The sequence below is a fragment of the Mesorhizobium sp. XAP4 genome, assembly GCF_029269325.1.
Classification (GTDB): Bacteria; Pseudomonadota; Alphaproteobacteria; order Rhizobiales; family Rhizobiaceae; genus Mesorhizobium; species Mesorhizobium ciceri.
This window is the reverse complement of sequence record NZ_JARIXW010000004.1, coordinates 713,073-728,502: the sequence shown is the minus strand read 5'-3', so window position 1 is coordinate 728,502 and position 15,430 is coordinate 713,073. Positions and strand designations below refer to the sequence as shown.

General features: G+C 64.0%; 15 protein-coding genes. 7 read left to right on the top strand and 8 right to left on the bottom strand.

Annotated features, from left to right (window positions below):
• Window positions 1-42: 42 nt before the first annotated feature.
• Window positions 43-1,545 carry a histidine--tRNA ligase gene (hisS, locus tag P3C39_RS20970; protein ID WP_027160986.1) on the bottom strand — a complete coding sequence of 501 codons (1,503 nt, stop codon included), beginning with the start codon at window positions 1,543-1,545 and terminating at the stop codon, window positions 43-45.
• A gap of 247 nt (window positions 1,546-1,792) precedes the next feature.
• On the opposite strand from hisS, the gene P3C39_RS20965 reads away from it, so the two are divergent.
• The gene (locus P3C39_RS20965) at window positions 1,793-2,044 is read left to right on the top strand and encodes a hypothetical protein (protein ID WP_275953934.1); all 252 of its coding nucleotides are present in this window, start codon (window positions 1,793-1,795) and stop codon (window positions 2,042-2,044) included.
• 2 nt (window positions 2,045-2,046) lie between these two features.
• On the opposite strand, the gene P3C39_RS20960 is transcribed toward P3C39_RS20965, so the two are convergent.
• Window positions 2,047-2,685, bottom strand: a complete 639-nt coding sequence (locus P3C39_RS20960; protein WP_013530355.1) for a DNA-3-methyladenine glycosylase I — start codon at window positions 2,683-2,685, stop codon at window positions 2,047-2,049.
• Window positions 2,686-2,898: 213 nt separating this feature from the next.
• Here P3C39_RS20960 and P3C39_RS20955 point away from each other — a divergent pair, with 213 nt between their 5' ends.
• Both P3C39_RS20955 and P3C39_RS20950 read left to right on the top strand, forming a co-directional pair.
• Window positions 2,899-3,636 carry a L,D-transpeptidase gene (locus tag P3C39_RS20955; RefSeq protein WP_032808011.1) on the top strand — a complete coding sequence of 246 codons (738 nt, stop codon included), beginning with the start codon at window positions 2,899-2,901 and terminating at the stop codon, window positions 3,634-3,636.
• A gap of 260 nt (window positions 3,637-3,896) precedes the next feature.
• Window positions 3,897-4,817, top strand: a complete 921-nt coding sequence (locus tag P3C39_RS20950; RefSeq protein WP_027160988.1) for a bifunctional 5,10-methylenetetrahydrofolate dehydrogenase/5,10-methenyltetrahydrofolate cyclohydrolase — start codon at window positions 3,897-3,899, stop codon at window positions 4,815-4,817.
• 12 nt (window positions 4,818-4,829) lie between these two features.
• On the opposite strand, the gene glcF is transcribed toward P3C39_RS20950, so the two are convergent.
• The 4 genes from glcF to P3C39_RS20930 all read right to left on the bottom strand — a co-directional run bounded on the left by glcF (window position 4,830) and on the right by P3C39_RS20930 (window position 10,542).
• On the bottom strand, window positions 4,830-6,155 hold the full coding sequence (gene glcF, locus P3C39_RS20945) for a glycolate oxidase subunit GlcF (RefSeq protein WP_063170130.1): 1,326 nt from the start codon (window positions 6,153-6,155) through the stop codon (window positions 4,830-4,832).
• Between the two features lie 10 nt (window positions 6,156-6,165).
• A complete protein-coding gene (locus tag P3C39_RS20940; protein ID WP_024502329.1) occupies window positions 6,166-7,371 on the bottom strand; it encodes an FAD-binding protein in 1,206 nt (401 codons plus the stop codon).
• 223 nt (window positions 7,372-7,594) lie between these two features.
• Window positions 7,595-9,091 (bottom strand): FAD-linked oxidase C-terminal domain-containing protein, encoded by a 1,497-nt coding sequence (locus tag P3C39_RS20935; RefSeq protein ID WP_013530350.1) that lies wholly within the window; start codon window positions 9,089-9,091, stop codon window positions 7,595-7,597.
• A 128-nt stretch (window positions 9,092-9,219) separates the two neighbouring features.
• Window positions 9,220-10,542: a DUF3422 family protein gene (locus tag P3C39_RS20930; RefSeq protein ID WP_013530349.1), complete on the bottom strand. Its 1,323-nt coding sequence runs from the start codon at window positions 10,540-10,542 to the stop codon at window positions 9,220-9,222.
• Window positions 10,543-10,748: 206 nt separating this feature from the next.
• Between P3C39_RS20930 and P3C39_RS20925 the strand changes: the two genes are divergently transcribed.
• The 3 genes from P3C39_RS20925 to P3C39_RS20915 are packed head-to-tail and all read left to right on the top strand — an operon-like array spanning window position 10,749 to window position 13,518.
• Entirely contained in the window at window positions 10,749-11,552 is an 804-nt protein-coding gene (locus tag P3C39_RS20925; protein WP_032808722.1) for an FCD domain-containing protein, read from the top strand.
• A gap of 19 nt (window positions 11,553-11,571) precedes the next feature.
• Window positions 11,572-12,717 carry an alpha-hydroxy acid oxidase gene (locus tag P3C39_RS20920; protein WP_013530347.1) on the top strand — a complete coding sequence of 382 codons (1,146 nt, stop codon included), beginning with the start codon at window positions 11,572-11,574 and terminating at the stop codon, window positions 12,715-12,717.
• Window positions 12,718-12,744: 27 nt separating this feature from the next.
• Entirely contained in the window at window positions 12,745-13,518 is a 774-nt protein-coding gene (locus P3C39_RS20915; protein WP_063170129.1) for a metallophosphoesterase, read from the top strand.
• Between the two features lie 38 nt (window positions 13,519-13,556).
• Here P3C39_RS20915 and P3C39_RS20910 read toward each other — a convergent pair whose 3' ends face one another.
• Both P3C39_RS20910 and P3C39_RS20905 read right to left on the bottom strand, forming a co-directional pair.
• A complete protein-coding gene (locus P3C39_RS20910; RefSeq protein ID WP_013893872.1) occupies window positions 13,557-13,688 on the bottom strand; it encodes a hypothetical protein in 132 nt (43 codons plus the stop codon).
• Between the two features lie 293 nt (window positions 13,689-13,981).
• Window positions 13,982-14,680 (bottom strand): type 1 glutamine amidotransferase, encoded by a 699-nt coding sequence (locus P3C39_RS20905; RefSeq protein ID WP_063170470.1) that lies wholly within the window; start codon window positions 14,678-14,680, stop codon window positions 13,982-13,984.
• 88 nt (window positions 14,681-14,768) lie between these two features.
• Here P3C39_RS20905 and P3C39_RS20900 point away from each other — a divergent pair, with 88 nt between their 5' ends.
• The gene (locus P3C39_RS20900) at window positions 14,769-15,416 is read left to right on the top strand and encodes a hypothetical protein (protein ID WP_063170128.1); all 648 of its coding nucleotides are present in this window, start codon (window positions 14,769-14,771) and stop codon (window positions 15,414-15,416) included.
• Window positions 15,417-15,430 lie beyond the last annotated feature (14 nt).

The following is a 15,430-nucleotide window of genomic DNA, read 5'->3' as shown; positions in this document are numbered from 1 at the left end:
GCACGACCCTCTGGTCCCAAACCAGAGGCGCCAACGCGGCCTCTACTTGCCACGCGCCCTCTCCTCAGCCTGCGCCGCCAATATCTTCCTCACCTCGACGACCAGCTCGCCCTCCGCCACCGTCACCTGCGCCGGGCGTGCGGCGCGCCATTCGGCGTTGTCTGATATTTCGGCAGACATGCGCGCGCCTTCGATCAAATCCTTGATCTGCAGCTCGCCCTTGGCGCGCTCGTCGCCGCCCTGGATGATGGCGACCGGACAGCCGCGGCGGTCGGCATATTTGAGCTGCGCCTTCATGCCGGCGCCGCCGAGATACATTTCGGACCGAATGCCGGCGGCGCGCAGCTCCGCCACCATCTTCTGGTAGCGGCCGAGGCTGTCGGTGTCCTTGTCCATCACCAGCACGACGACCGGCGCAATCACGTCCGAGGCATCAAGCTTGCCGAGGTTCTTCAGCGCGGTCATCAGCCTGGAGACGCCGATGGAAAAACCGGTTGCCGGCACCGGCTCGCCACGGAAGCGCGAGACGAGGCCATCATAGCGCCCGCCGCCACCGACCGAACCGAAGCGCACGATCTGGCCGTCTTCGTTGGGGATTTCGGCCAGAAGCTCGGCTTCGAAGACAGGGCCGGTGTAGTATTCGAGGCCGCGCACGACCGAGCGGTCCATGGCAATCCGGTCTTCGTCATATCCGGCCGCCCTGACCAGCGCTTCAATCGTGGCGAGTTCGCCGACGCCTTCCTGGTAGATCGCGTTCGAACTGACCATGGAATCCTGGCCGGCCTGTATAGTCCTCGCAGTCGCGAGAAGAACCGCCTCGGCTTGCCCGTTGTTCAACCCGGCGCCCTTGGCGAAGTCGCCTTCGCCCTCCTTGCCGCCGTCCCAGCGGCCCGGGCCAAGCAAAAGCTTCACGCCTTCCGGCCCGAGCTTGTCGAGCTTGTCGATCGCACGCAACACCGTCAGCCGGCGGCCGGCATTCTCCTCGCCGCCAAGGCCGATCGCCTCCAGCACGCCATCCAGCACCTTGCGGTTGTTGACGCGGATGACGTAGTCGCCGCGCTTGATGCCCAGCGCTTCCATGACGTCGGCCATCATCATGGCCATTTCGGCGTCGGCGGCCACACCCGGCGTGCCGATCGTGTCGGCATCGAACTGCATGAACTGGCGGAAGCGGCCGGGGCCGGGCTTCTCGTTGCGGAACACCCAGCCTGAGCGATAGCTGCGGTAAGGTTTTGGCAGCCGCTCGTAATTCTCGGCGACATAACGCGCCGTCGGCGCGGTCAGGTCGTAGCGCAGCGACAGCCACTGGTCGTCGTCATCCTGGAAGGAGAACACGCCTTCGTTCGGCCGGTCCTGGTCGGGGAGGAATTTTCCGAGCGCATCGGTGTATTCGATCAGCGGCTGGTCGGCCGGCTCAAAGCCGTAAAGCTCATAGACCGAGCGGATCGTCGCCATCATCTTCTCGACGGCGCGGATGTCCTCGGCGCTGCGGTCGGCAAAGCCGCGCGGCAGTCGCGCTTTCGTCTTTTCCGATTTATCGGCCATGGGGTGTTTGCTCGGCGTTTTATGATGCTTGCAGGTCGGCAATGTTGCGATTTTCGCAACGCGGGTGTCCTAACCGAAGAGGTCGGATGCGGCAAGGGTCAGACCTCTGGCGCTGCCGATGAGAGAAGGCGACGCCGCACCTCCTTGAAACCAATCCGGACCGCAAATGAAACAATCCCGCCATGCGTGCGGCATCGTGCCGACACAATCGCCGCCGATAAAGCGCGGGAATGAGGGGTTCGCGGCCATGACCAGCACAGCAAGATTCCATGCCATCGACAGCGATGCCGGATTGTCCGCACGCTTGCGCCCGGCCGACATCAACGTCCCGAGAATGGTCAGCCAGGCTGCCGGACCGTTCGAAGTACCCGCCGACACCGGCAAGGGACCATCCATGCGCGACGCGTTGATGACCGGCCTGCTGGTGATCTATCCGACCCTGGCCACGGTGGTGGCGATCGTCGCCGGCCTGGTGCTGGCCAGCGCCAACGGCACCTGAGCCTATTTCGGCCGCCTGAAAGCCTTCCGCTGCTTCTCGACCTCTTGGCGGCAGGCGCAGCCCTCGAGGTGGTCGTTGACCAGGCCCATGGCCTGCATGAAGGCGTAGACCGTGGTCGGGCCGACAAAGCTCCAGCCGCGCTTCTTCAGCTCCTTCGAGATCCGCACCGAGACGGCCGTTGTCGGGTTCGCGCGCAGATGGGCGAGGTCGACGATTTGCGGCCGCTCGTCCTTGCCGGGTTCGAACTTCCAGAACCAGGCGGCCAGTGAGCCGAATTCGTCCACCATTTCGCGGGCGCGCCTGGCGTTGTTGATGGTCGAGACGATCTTGCCGCGATGGCGGATGATGCCGGCATTGCCGAGCAGGCGCTCGACATCCTTGTCGGTGAAGCTTGCTACCTTGTCGAATTCGAAATTGGCGAAGGCTTCGCGAAAATTCTCCCGCTTGCGCAGTATGGTCAGCCACGACAGGCCCGACTGAAAGCCTTCCAGGCAGATCTTTTCGAACAGCCTGCGGTCGTCGGCCACAGGCCGGCCCCATTCATGATCGTGATAGTGCAGATAGTCGGGCAGATTGCCGTGCCAGAAGCAGCGCGCGACACCGTCGGGGCCGGCGAGCAGGCCGGTGTGTTCCTTGTCCATAGGCCAAAATCCGTTCGTTAACGCGCTTTGCGCGGCATTTACTGCGGCTTTACCAGATTCGTGAACCCGGCGGTAACCACACCAAAAGGTTTACTGACAAAGCCGCATTTTACGCATTCCGATTCATGTTTCGGTTGCTGCTTGCGCGCCAATGATCGCCGAACCGGGAGGACGTTTCCACCCGTTTGTATCAGACGATCAAGGTGCGTTACGATGAAGACAGTGTTGTTTCCCGTGCTCGGCGCCGTGGCTGTGTTTGCCGCCGGCGTCACACCCTCAACCGCCGGCGACCGCTATGCCGACAGGCCGCCGGTGATGGTGAGCCCCGACCTTTCCGCACCCTGGGTGCTGCAGCTTGGCCATGCGCCCGGCATCGTGCGCCAGAACCGGCAGGTGGTGCAGCAGCAGCGACGCCTGCGCCCGGCGCAGCCCGACCGGGTGCAGACGGCGGCGGTGCAGCCGCCGGCCAAGCGCATGGTCGCGCGTCCCCAGATCAACCCGATCTACCTGCCGCAGGAAGTCGACTATGACGGAGGCCAGAAGCCGGGCACGATCGTCATCGACACCACGCAGAATTTCCTCTTCCTGGTCGAGAAGAACGGCAAGGCAAGGCGCTATGGCGTCGGCACCGGCAAGCCGGGCTTCGAATGGTCGGGTACGCACAAGATCACCAACAAGCGCGAGTGGCCGGACTGGCGCCCGCCGGCGCAGATGATCAAGCGCGAAGCCGCCAAGGGCCGCTATTTGCCGACCTATCTTGCCGGCGGCATGGAGAACCCGCTTGGTGCCCGTGCGCTCTACCTCGGCACCACCGAATACCGCATCCATGGCACCAACCAGCCGTGGACGATCGGCGGCGCGGTGTCGTCGGGCTGCATCCGCATGCGCAACGAGGACGTCGTCGATCTCTATGAGCGGGTCAATGTCGGAACCACGGTCGAGGTGATATAATAGTCCTTGCGAATCACCTGGCCGGCAAAGCAGTCCGCGTTTCGAGGCCAGTTTAGGGATACGGGGGACGGGCCGTATGGGGATGCGGCCGGTCAGGAAGGGCAGCACGGGAAACCGCGCTGCCCTTTCCGTTTTGAGCAGAAATCGAGGGCAAAAGGCCACCCACGCGTCGCGCAACGGGCATAGCGGTTCGCTTTCATGCTGCCCTTTGCCGCATTCTTTTGCTATCTCGGTGGCAAGTTCCACAAAAGAGTTCACCCATGCCTCTGTCCGAAGACAGCCGTTATCTCAAGGGCGGCCCGGTCGCCCAGCGCATCATCGCCGCCGTTGCCGAGGACGCAGCGATCGCCAAAGCCGAGGGTTTTCCGCCCAAGCTGATCTCGATCACCGTCGGCGACACCGATGCGGTGGACGTCTATGTGCGCAACCAGCGCGCCAAGGCTGAGCTCGCCGGCATCGATTTCGAGGAACGGCGCTTTCCCGCCACCATCACAGCAGGCGAGTTGGAAGCTGCGATCCACGGCCTGAATGCCGATCCGCGCGTTACCGGCATCATCATCCAGCGGCCCGTGCCAGCGCATATCCCCATCAAGACGCTGCAAGCGGCGGTGCATCCGCTGAAGGATGTCGAAGGCATGCATCCGGCCTCGATCGGCAACATCGTCTACAACCAGCTCGATCTCGCGCCTTGCACGGCGGCCGCCTCGGTCGAGCTGCTGAAGGAGACCGGCCTCGACCTCAAGGGACTGGAAGTCGTCATCGTCGGCCATTCGGAAATCGTCGGCAAGCCGATCGCCTTCCTGTTGATGAGCGAAGGCGCGACGGTGACGGTCTGCCACCACATGACGCGATCGGTCGCCGCCCATGCAAGGCGCGCCGATGCGCTGTTCGTTGCCGTCGGCAAGCCGCGGCTGATCAAGGCCGACATGGTCAAGCCGGGCGCTGCCGTCATCGACATCGGCATCAATTCCGAAATCGCCCCCGACGGCTCCAGCCGCATCGTCGGCGACGTCGACACTGAAAGCGTGCGCGAGGTCGCCTCCTGGATCACCCCGGTGCCGGGCGGCGTCGGCCCGATCACGGTCGCCATCCTGCTGCGCAACACCATGGTCGCGCTCAGCCGCCAGCGCGCGCTTTATGAGGCGACCTACGGTACGGCCGACAGGCTTGCGGCGGAGTAAGGACAGGGCGACCTATTCCGCAGCGATCAGGCTTTCTTCCAGAACACCTTCCGGCTTCGGCCCACCATAGGCCCAGTCGAGCAGCTTTATCGTGTGCACCACCGGCATCTTCGCGGCGGAAGCGATTTGCGTGATGCAGCCTATGTTGCCGGTGGCGACGATCGAGGCCCCCGTCGCCTCGATGTTTTTCACCTTGCGGTCGCGCAGTTTGGCCGAGATCTCGGGCTGCAGGATGTTGTAGGTGCCGGCAGAGCCGCAGCAGAGATGCCCTTCGCGCGGCTCGCGCACGATGAAGCCGGCCTTGGCCAGCAGTTCTTTCGGCTGGCGGGTGATCTTCTGGCCGTGCTGCATCGAGCAGGCCGAGTGATAGGCGACGACAGTGCCCGGCTTGCGAACCGGTTCGGGCAGGTCGAGGGTCGAGAGATATTCGGTAACGTCCTTGGCCAGTGCCGAGACGCGTGCGGCCTTGTCGGCATAGGCCGGGTCGAGCCGCAGCATGAAACCGTAGTCCTTGATCGTCGTGCCGCAGCCCGAGGCGGTGATGACGATGGCATCGAGCCCGCCCTGGTCGAGGGCGCGTGTCCAGGCGTCGACATTCTGCCTCGCCGAGGCAAGCGCGGCCTGTTCGCGCCCCATATGATGGACCAGCGCACCACAACAGCCTTCGCCCGGCGGCACCAAGACCTCGACGCCGAGCCGCGTCAGCAGCGAAATCGTCGCCTCGTTGATGGCGGGATCGAGCACCGATTGCGCGCAGCCGGTGAGGATGGCGACACGACCTCTTTTGGTCCCCTGCCCGACATGGATGCCCGGCGAGCCTATCGGCGAAGCTGCCGGGATCGACGCCGGCGCAAGCTTGAGCATCGCACTGAGCGGCTTCAGCGCCGGAACCTTGTCGAACAAGCCTATGAACGGCTTGCCCAGCTTCGCCAGCTTGAGCGCGGCGCGAAAGCGCTGGGGATAGGGCAGTACGAAGGCCAGCATGGCGCGGGTCAGGCGGTCGAGCAGTGGCCGCTTGTAGGTCTCCTGGATATGGGCGCGGGCATGGTCGACCAGATGCATGTAGTTGACGCCCGACGGGCAGGTGCTCATGCAGGCAAGGCACGACAGGCAGCGATCGATATGGGTGACGATCTGCTTGTCGGCCGGACGGCCTTTTTCCAGCATGTCCTTGATCAGGTAGATGCGCCCGCGCGGTGAATCGAGCTCGTTGCCGAGTGTCACATAGGTCGGGCACGTCGCGGTGCAGAAGCCGCAATGCACGCATTTGCGCAGGATCTTTTCCGATTCCGCGACATGCGGATCGGCAAGCTGGGCAAGCGAAAAATTGGTCTGCATCGCTGATGTCCTAGGCCATGCGGCCGGGATTGAAGATATTCTTGGGGTCGAATTCCTGTTTCAGGCGGACCGATAGTGCAGCAAGAGCGGGCGGCTGCGGCTCGAACACCGGTAGAGCGGCGCGATGCGAGGGTGCGGCGCGCACCAGCGTCGCATGGCCGCCGCCATGTTTCCTCAACAGCCCGCGCAGCAGAGCGGCTTCCGGATCGCCCTGTTCCATGCGCAGCCAAACCAGTCCGCCCTGCCAGTCATAAAAGGCGCTGACGGCGGCCTGCATGCGCAGCGTCAGGACCATCTGGTGGCTCTGAGAAGGCGTCATCGAGATGCGCCAGACCGGCTTCTCGCTGCCGTCGGCGAAAGGCCTGCAATCGCGAACGTCGCGCCAGATCAGCCGTGAAACCTCGCCGCCAATCTCCTCCAGCGGGCCGGCATTGCCGAGCAGCGTTTTCAGCGCGGCGATGCGGTAGGCGACCGACGGGCCGAAACCCTCGACGCGCAGCAGCGTGGCAGCCTCGCTGCCGAGACTGCCGCTGGCGACGCGCGCGGCGATCCGCTCCGGCAGGTGGGCGGCACTCGACACTTCAGCACTCGAGCCAAGCGCCAGGGCCATGGCGGCGGCCGCGGCATCGTCGAGCAGGCTACGGATGGCGAGCGTGACTTCGGTCTCGGCTGCCGGCAGCACCTTGAAGGTGACGTCGGTGAAGACGGCCAGCGTGCCCCAGCTGTTGGCCATCAGCTTCGACATGTCATAGCCGGTGACGTTCTTGACCACGCGACCGCCCGACTTGAAGGCCTCGCCACGACCGGACACCACATTGATGCCCAGGACATGGTCGCGCGCGGCCCCCGCCTTGAGCCGGCGCGGACCGGAGAGGTTAGCGCCGAGCACACCGCCGATCGTACCTTTGCCCGGTTCGCCACCAAGCAGCGGGCCGTAATCCATCGGCTCGAAAGCGAGCTGCTGGCCGTTTTCCGCCAGCAGTTTTTCGATCTCGGCCAACGGTGTGCCTGCCTTGGCCGACAGCACCAGTTCAGCCGGTTCATAGAGCGTGACGTCAGATAATTTCGACAGGTCGAGCGTGTGTTCGGTTTGCAGCGGCCGGCCGATGCCACGCTTGGAGCCATGGCCAAGGAGTTCGAGCGGCGCCTCTTCCGCCACGGCCCAGGCTATGGTGGAGAGGACTTCGGATGGGGTGGTCGGGGTGAAGGTGGTCATGAAGAGACCGCGCCAGATGCGAGTTCGGATATGCCGAGTTCCCTGGCGCCCCCCTCTGTCCTGCCGGACATCTCCCCCTCAAGGGGGGAGATCAGATGTCGCATATGGCTTCGCCAATCTTCAATGATGACGGAAGGGCGAGGCGCGCAAGCTGCCAATCTCCCCCCTTGAGGGGGAGATGTCCGGCAGGACAGAGGGGGGTGTTCACGCGCCGTCATCACCCTCAAAACCTCGGAATGTCCGGAAACGCCACCTGCCCGCGGTGCACATGCATCCGCCCAAGCTCGGCGCATCGCCGCAGCTGCGGAAATACTTTTCCCGGGTTGAGCAGATGGTTGGGATCGAAGGCACATTTGACGCGCATCTGCTGGTCGAGATCGATCTGGGTGAACATTTCCGGCATCAGGTCGCGTTTTTCCACGCCCACACCGTGTTCGCCGGTCAAGACGCCGCCGACCTTGACGCAGAGCCGCAATATATCGGCGCCGAAACTTTCGGCCTTGTCGAGTTCGCCCGGTACGTTGGCGTCGTAGAGGATCAGCGGATGCAGATTGCCGTCACCGGCATGAAAGACATTGGCGACGCCGAGACCGTATTTTTCCGACAGCTCGCGCATGCCGGCGAGCACGCGCGGCAGCTCCTTGCGCGGGATGGTGCCGTCCATGCAGTAGTAGTCGGGCGAGATGCGGCCGACGGCCGGAAACGCCGCCTTGCGGCCGGCCCAGAAGCTCAGCCGTTCCTGTTCGGACTGCGAAATGCGGCAGGTGGTCGAGCCGTTCTTGTAGGCGATCGCCTCGACCAGCCCGATCAGATGATCGACCTCGACGCCCGGCCCGTCGAGCTCGACGATCAGCAGCGCCTCGACATCGAGGGGATAGCCGGCATGAACGAAATCTTCCGCCGCATGGATCGCCGGCCGGTCCATCATCTCCATGCCGCCCGGGATGATGCCGGCGCCGATGATGTCGGCAACGCACTGGCCGCCCTGCTCGCTGGTCGGGAAGCCGATCAGCAGTGCACGTGCCGTCTCCGGCTTCTTCAGGATGCGCACGGTGACCTCGGTGACGACGCCGAGCAGCCCTTCGGACCCGGTCATGACGCCGAGCAGGTCGTAGCCTTCCGCATCGAGGTGACTGCCGCCCAGCCGCACCACCTCGCCATTCATCAGCACCATCTCGATGCCGAGCACATTGTTGGCTGTGAGGCCGTATTTCAGGCAGTGCACGCCGCCGGAATTCTCCGCGACATTGCCGCCGATCGAGCAGGCGATCTGGGAGGATGGATCGGGGGCGTAGTAAAAGCCCTCCTGCTCGACGGCGGTGGTGATGCCGAGATTGGTGACGCCCGGCTGGGCAACGACGACGCGATTGGGAAAATCGATCCCGAGGATACGGTTGAAACGGCTCATGACCAGCAGCACCGCGTCCTCGAGCGGCAGCGCCCCGCCCGACAGCGAGGTGCCGGAGCCGCGCGGCACGACGCGGATGTTGCGGTCGTTGCAGTATTTCAGCACGCGCGAAACCTGCGCCACCGTTTGCGGCAGCACGACGACCAGCGGCAGCTGCCGATAGGCGGTCAAGCCGTCGCTCTCGAAGGCGCGCATGGAATTGGCGGCGTCGACGACGCCCTCACCCGGCACGATGATGCGCATGTCGGCGACGATCTCGTCGCGCCGGCGCATCGTGGCATCGTCTGGTTTCGGCATGGCCAGGCCGGACATCAGCAGCCTCATTTCGCTTGACTGGTCAAAATCTTTTACCAGTGAAGCGCGTTGGGTGCAAATCCTGTAATGGCGGCGAATCCAACTTCAAGGCGGAGACAGGCTTACGCAGCGGCAATCTGCCGCTGCTATTCGCCGGGCGGCTTGCCGGGTTCGGAGTGCATCCGGCGCACGCGGCGCACGCCCCACCAGACCAGCAGGATGGCGACAGGCACCGAAGCAGCGGTAATGATCTCCGGCGCGAAGGCATGGCCGAAGATCGAGGCGCCCTTGGCGACATAGCCGACAAGGCCGACCACATAATAGGAGACGGCGGCGACCGAGAGCCCCTCGACGGTCTGCTGCAGGCGCAATTGCAGGCGGGCCCGGTTGTTCATCGAGGCAAGCAGGTCGCGGTTCTGCTTCTCGACCTCGACATCGACCCAGGTGCGCAGCAGCGTCGTGGCGCGGGTCAGTTTTCGCGATAGATTTTCCTGCCGCTCCTCGACCGAGCGGCAGGTGCGCATTGCGGGCGCCACACGGCGCTGCAGGAACCCGCGCCATGTGTCATAGCCGGGCACAGCCTCTTCCTCGAGTGCGTCCAGCCGTTCGCCGACGATGCCGTCATAGGCGCGGCTGGCGCCGAAACGGTAAAGGCTCGACGCCGCGTCCGCCTCCAGCTCCGCCGCAAGTTCGGTCAGATCGGCCAGCAAGGTCTGGCTGTCCCGTGTCCCGGCGACCTTCATTTCCAGCGTGGTCTGCGCCAGCCGGTCTTCGATGCGGCGGGCGCGGCCGGACAAGGTCAACGCCAGCGGCAGGCCGAGCATGGCCAGCGTCCGATAGGTCTCGATGTCGATAAGCCGCTGTGACAACGCGCCGGTGCGCGCCGGGGTCAAGCCGCGATCGAGCAGCAGCATGCGCGTCAGGCCATCGCCATCCTGGCGAAAATCGGTGACGATGGCGGCGTTTCCGCGCTCGACCAGCGAGTAGCACAGGCTGGTCGGATCGAAACCGGCTATCAGTTGCTCGCTTGCTTGCGTCCATTTGCGGATTTCGAGCCTGATGCCGGAGATGCAGGTTCCCGGCGGGGAAAACCCGTTGCCGAAGGGTGAGTCCTCCTGCGTCCTGCCGCTTTCGGAAAGCGGCCCTTCCCACAAATAGGTCGAGAATTCGGTGTGCCGCTCCCAGCGCAGCGAGCCCTTGCCCCATTTCATGGCATGGTGGCGGGCCTGGCGGTCGGGCGCGGCGATGCCGAGGCGCCGCGACAGTTCGGAAAGCACCGCGTGGTCGACGCCGGAGCCGCCCTCCGTCATGAAGGCGAGTTGCATCAGGACGCGTGGCTTTTCGATCAGCGGATGCGGCCGGGCATGAACCTCGCCGAGTGCGCCGGGCCGGCCCTCATGCGCGGGAAAGCCCATGACGCTGCCCTTGGCGCGCGGCTGGAATTCGAGATCGGACGGGTCGTCTGACACGGCTTGTTCCCCGGGGGTTTCCTTGAACCCGCTTGCACTCGCGTCCCTCTAGTGCCAATGGCCTGACGACGCAAACGGCAAAGTTAGCCGAAGATCACGGGATCGGGCGGGAAATCGGCCTGCTTTTTGTCAATTGGATAAATAATTTGACCAGTTGGCGAGGCAGGCTCTATTCTGCGGCACCGGTTCACCTTCCAGGCATTCTGTTGAGCGACATTTTTTCCAGGATCGAGCATTCGCGCACCGCCGACGAGGTGGTGCAGCAGATCGAGAGCCTCATCCTCGAAGGCGTGCTGCGCACCGGCGACCGGCTGCCGGGCGAGCGCGAGCTTGCACGCCAGTTCGACGTATCGCGGCCGATCCTGCGTGACGCCCTGAAGGCACTGGAAGGACGCGGCCTTTTGACGACAAGGCCCGGCGGCGGCACGCATGTCGCCGATGTCATCGGCCAGCTCTTCACCAAACCGGTGACGGACCTGATCTCGATGCACCGCAAGGCAGTGACCGACTATCTGGAATACCGCCGCGAGATCGAAGGGGTTGCGGCTGAATATGCGGCACGGCGCGCCACCCCAGACGACATGGCGCTGCTCGACAAGATCATGGCACGCATGGACGATGCGCACCGGACCGGCGACTTCGACGACGAGGCCGAGATCGACGTCGAGTTCCACCACGCGATCTGCGAATGCGCACACAACATCATCCTTTTGCACACGCTGCGCTCCTGTTATCGGCTGCTGTCGGAGGGCGTGTTCCAGAACCGGCTGCTGGTGTTCACCGTACCCGGCGCGCGCGACGCCCTGCTCGCGCAGCACCGGGCGATCCATGCGGCGGTGAAGGCCGGCGACCCGGCCACCGCCCGCCAGGCGGCGATGGACCACATCACCTATGTCGAACGGTCGATGGCGGAGGCCGAGCGCAGCGGCGACTGGCAGCGCGTCTCGCGGCTGAGGTTGAAACAGCGCGTTGACGCCACCGATACAGAACCAGCACGCAAACGCTCCTAGCTATCGAAACGGGAAGCCCATGAGCCAGATCCTGACCATCGCCGACCTCAAGGACCTCGCACGCCGGCGTGTGCCGAAGATGTTCTTCGACTATGCCGATTCCGGTTCGTGGACCGAAAGCACGTATCGGGCCAACGAGGAGGATTTCCAGAAGATCAAGTTCCGCCAGCGCGTCCTCGTCGACATGGACAACCGTTCGCTGGCATCGACGATGATCGGCGAAAAAGTGTCTATGCCGGTGGCATTGGCGCCAACCGGCATGACCGGCATGCAGCACGCCAATGGCGAGATGCTGGCGGCGCAGGCGGCGGAGGAATTCGGCGTGCCGTTTACCTTGTCGACGATGAGCATCTGCTCGATCGAGGATGTCGCCTCGGTTACCACGAAGCCGTTCTGGTTTCAGCTCTATGTGCTGCGTGACAAGGATTTCGTGCTCAACCTGATCGACAGGGCAAAGGCGGCGAAATGCTCGGCGCTCGTGCTGACGCTCGACCTGCAGATTCTCGGTCAGCGTCACAAGGACATCCGCAACGGGCTTTCGGCGCCACCCAAGCTGACGCTGACCAACATCGTCGACATGGCCATCCGCCCGCGCTGGTGCGCCGCCATGGCCGGCACCAAGCGGCGGACCTTCCGCAACATTGTCGGCCACGCCAAGGGCGTCGGCAACATGGCCTCGCTGGCATCGTGGACGACGGAGCAGTTCGACCTGCATCTGTCGTGGAAGGACGTCGCCTGGATCAAGGAGCGCTGGGGCGGCAAGCTGATCCTCAAGGGCATTCTCGACAAGGAGGACGCGCTGATGGCGGCCAAGACCGGCGCCGACGCGATCATCGTTTCCAACCATGGCGGGCGCCAGCTCGATGGTGCGTCGTCGTCGATCGGCGTGCTGGAAGAGATTGCCGACGCGGTCGGCGACACGATCGAAGTGCATATGGATGGCGGCATCCGCTCCGGCCAGGATGTCCTGAAGGCGCTTTGCCTCGGTGCCAAGGGAACCTATATCGGCCGGCCGTTTCTTTACGGCCTGGGGGCGCTTGGCAAGGAAGGGGTTACCAAGGCGTTGGAAATCATCCGCAAGGAGATGGACATCACGCTGGCGCTGTGCGGAAAGCGTCTTGTCACCGACATGGGCAAGGACCAGCTCCGGCGCCAGGTCCCGTGACCGCCTGACCACGGAGACACCGAAAAGTTGGCAGAATCCGGCATCCATTTTCTCGACGCGCATGGGCCGGACGGCATCCGTCTCTATGCGATCGGCGACGTCCACGGCCGGCTCGACCTGCTGGCCGCCATGCATCTGCGCATCAGGGCCGAGATCGAGCAGGAGGCGCCTGCCGACTGGCGCGTCATCCATCTTGGCGACTATGTCGACCGCGGGCCGGACTCGAAGGGCGTCATCGATTTCCTGATCGAAGCGCAAGAGCGAGACCCTCGTCACCTGATGCTGGCCGGCAACCACGACATCGGCTTTCTCGATTTTCTCAAGACCCCTGACCCGGAAGGGCTTTTCATCCGGTTCGGCGGCATCCAGACGGCACAGTCTTACGGCGTAACGATCAGTGAAGGCACAAGCGTGTGGTTCGGCAAGGCCGAATCGGCCGTGCGCAGAGGACATCAGGCACTGGTCGAGGCCGTGCCGCAAAGCCACATCGACTTCCTGCGATCGCTGCCGTTTTCCGTGACTTTCGGGGACTTCTTCTTCTGCCATGCCGGCATCAGGCCGGGCATTCCTCTGGAGAAGCAAAACCCGCAGGATCTGATCTGGATCCGCGACGTCTTCCACAACCACCCCGACCTCTATCCGAAGATCGTGGTGCACGGCCACACGCCGGTGCCGGAGGCGGAAGTGATGGCAAACCGCGTCAATGTCGACACGCTTGCCTGGCAATCAGGCATGCTGAGCGCGCTCGTCATCGACGGCGCGGACAAACGCATCCTGACAATGACGATTAAGGAAGCTTGAGCGCCGCGCGTCGGAGGACGCGAAAGACGCTTCCCGCTTTAGCGCAGCGAGGCGGTGACGCCGTAACCGTCGACGGCGTTGTGGTTGTTGGCTGCGTCGGCGGCATAGATGCCGAGACCGCACAGCACGATGGCGGACAACATGGCAAAGGACAGAAGCGCTGCTTTCACGGAGGTCATCTCTTGTTGAGCTTTCTGCATCTGTGCACCAGGCGGTTACCAATGCGTTGAAACGGAGAATTCGCTTCAAAGTTTCGACGATTTTGCGCTTCTAGGCATGTTCTGTATCAACGGTGTGTCGCGCGGGTCACACAAAAGGTTCATAGCCGTTGCACAGAAGATGCAGAGCGCGCGCCTTCTAGGATGGCGGGCGGACACAAGCCAAGAATGAAACCGTTTTCCCCAGGCGGTTTCACCGCCGCGTGCCAATTATGTCACGCTGGAGGGTACGGAGAGACCAACGCTCAGATGGTCGCTACCCAGGCCCGGGCAATGGCGAGGCCAGCGGCATCCGCATCGGGCCCGTTGCGGGCCATTTCGCCATCGAGCTTGCCGGCCCAGTCGGGATGGCGCGCAGCGATGGTCGGGGCAAAGGACGCGCTCCAGTCCTTGACCATCGGCCGGTCGGCCTCGAAATGAAACTGGAAACCGTACACGGCTCGGCCGACGCGAAACGCCTGGTTCTCGGCGACCTCGTTGCCGGCAAGCCGTACGGCGTTTTCGGGCAACACGAAGGTGTCGTCGTGCCATTGGAAGATCGGGAACTTTGCCGGTAGAGCGCCCAGAACCGGATCGGCCTTGGCGTCAGGCGTCAGCGACACGCCGTGCCAACCGAACTCATTGGCGCCGCCGATACGGTTCTCGCCACCAAAGGCACGAGCGACGAGCTGGCTGCCCAGGCAGATGCCGAGCACGGCGCGATCCTTGTCGGCAAAGTCGCGGGTCAGTTCGAGCAGTGCCGGGAAATAGGGATACTCATCGTCGGCCAGCGCATTCTGGCCCCCGCCGAGCACCACCATGGCATCATGCCCGGCCGCGTCATCCGGCAGGGGATCGCCCCTGTAAGGGAGACGCAGGTCGAGATCGGCGCCCGCTTCCGCAAGTGCTGCGCCGACCTGGCCGAGGCCGGTATTGTCGTAGTTCTGGACCACCAGCACCCGCATCGCAAAACCCTGCTGACATGAAAAAGCTGCGACGAGCGATATCATGCCGCTCGCATTGCAGCCAAGATGCGTGTCCGGAGAGAAAACTATGCCACTGCAGAACCGGGTCGATCCGTTCGGCGCCATCCATGCCGTGCCCGATCGCGGCATGTTCACCGGCAATCGCGGCATCATCCACGACCCCGAGACGAAGACGCTCAAGAAAAAGCGCTGGGCGCTTCAAGCCTGGATCATCTGCGTCTGCCAATTCCGAAATGTGCGGCGCGAACCGATGGGCCGCAACAGGAAGGGCGGTAAAGCGGGCTGGACCGAGCTGTTCTTCCTCGACGAGGTGACCGCACTGGCGGCCGGGCATCGCCCCTGCTTCTTTTGCCAGCGCGAACGGGCCAGGGATTTCGTCGGCCGCTTCGGCGAAGCCTTCGGCATCGCCGAACCGCGCGCGCCGATGGTCGACAAGCGGCTGCACAAGGAGCGGCTGGCGTCAGGCGGCAAGCCGCCGGTGATTGCGGTTGAAGACCTTGCCGGCCTGCCGGACGGCGTCGTGGTTGCGGATGGCGGCACTGTTTATGCCCTGCGTAGCGGCAAGGCACTGCGCTGGTCCTTTGCGGGATATGAGCACCCCAACGATTTCGACATGCTCAAAAGCAAGACACTCTCGCTACTGACGCCGGCCACGACGCTCTGCGTGCTGCGGCACGGCTTTCGGCCGGTGTGGCATCCGACCGCCGAGGCTTGACGCCGGCGGCCGGC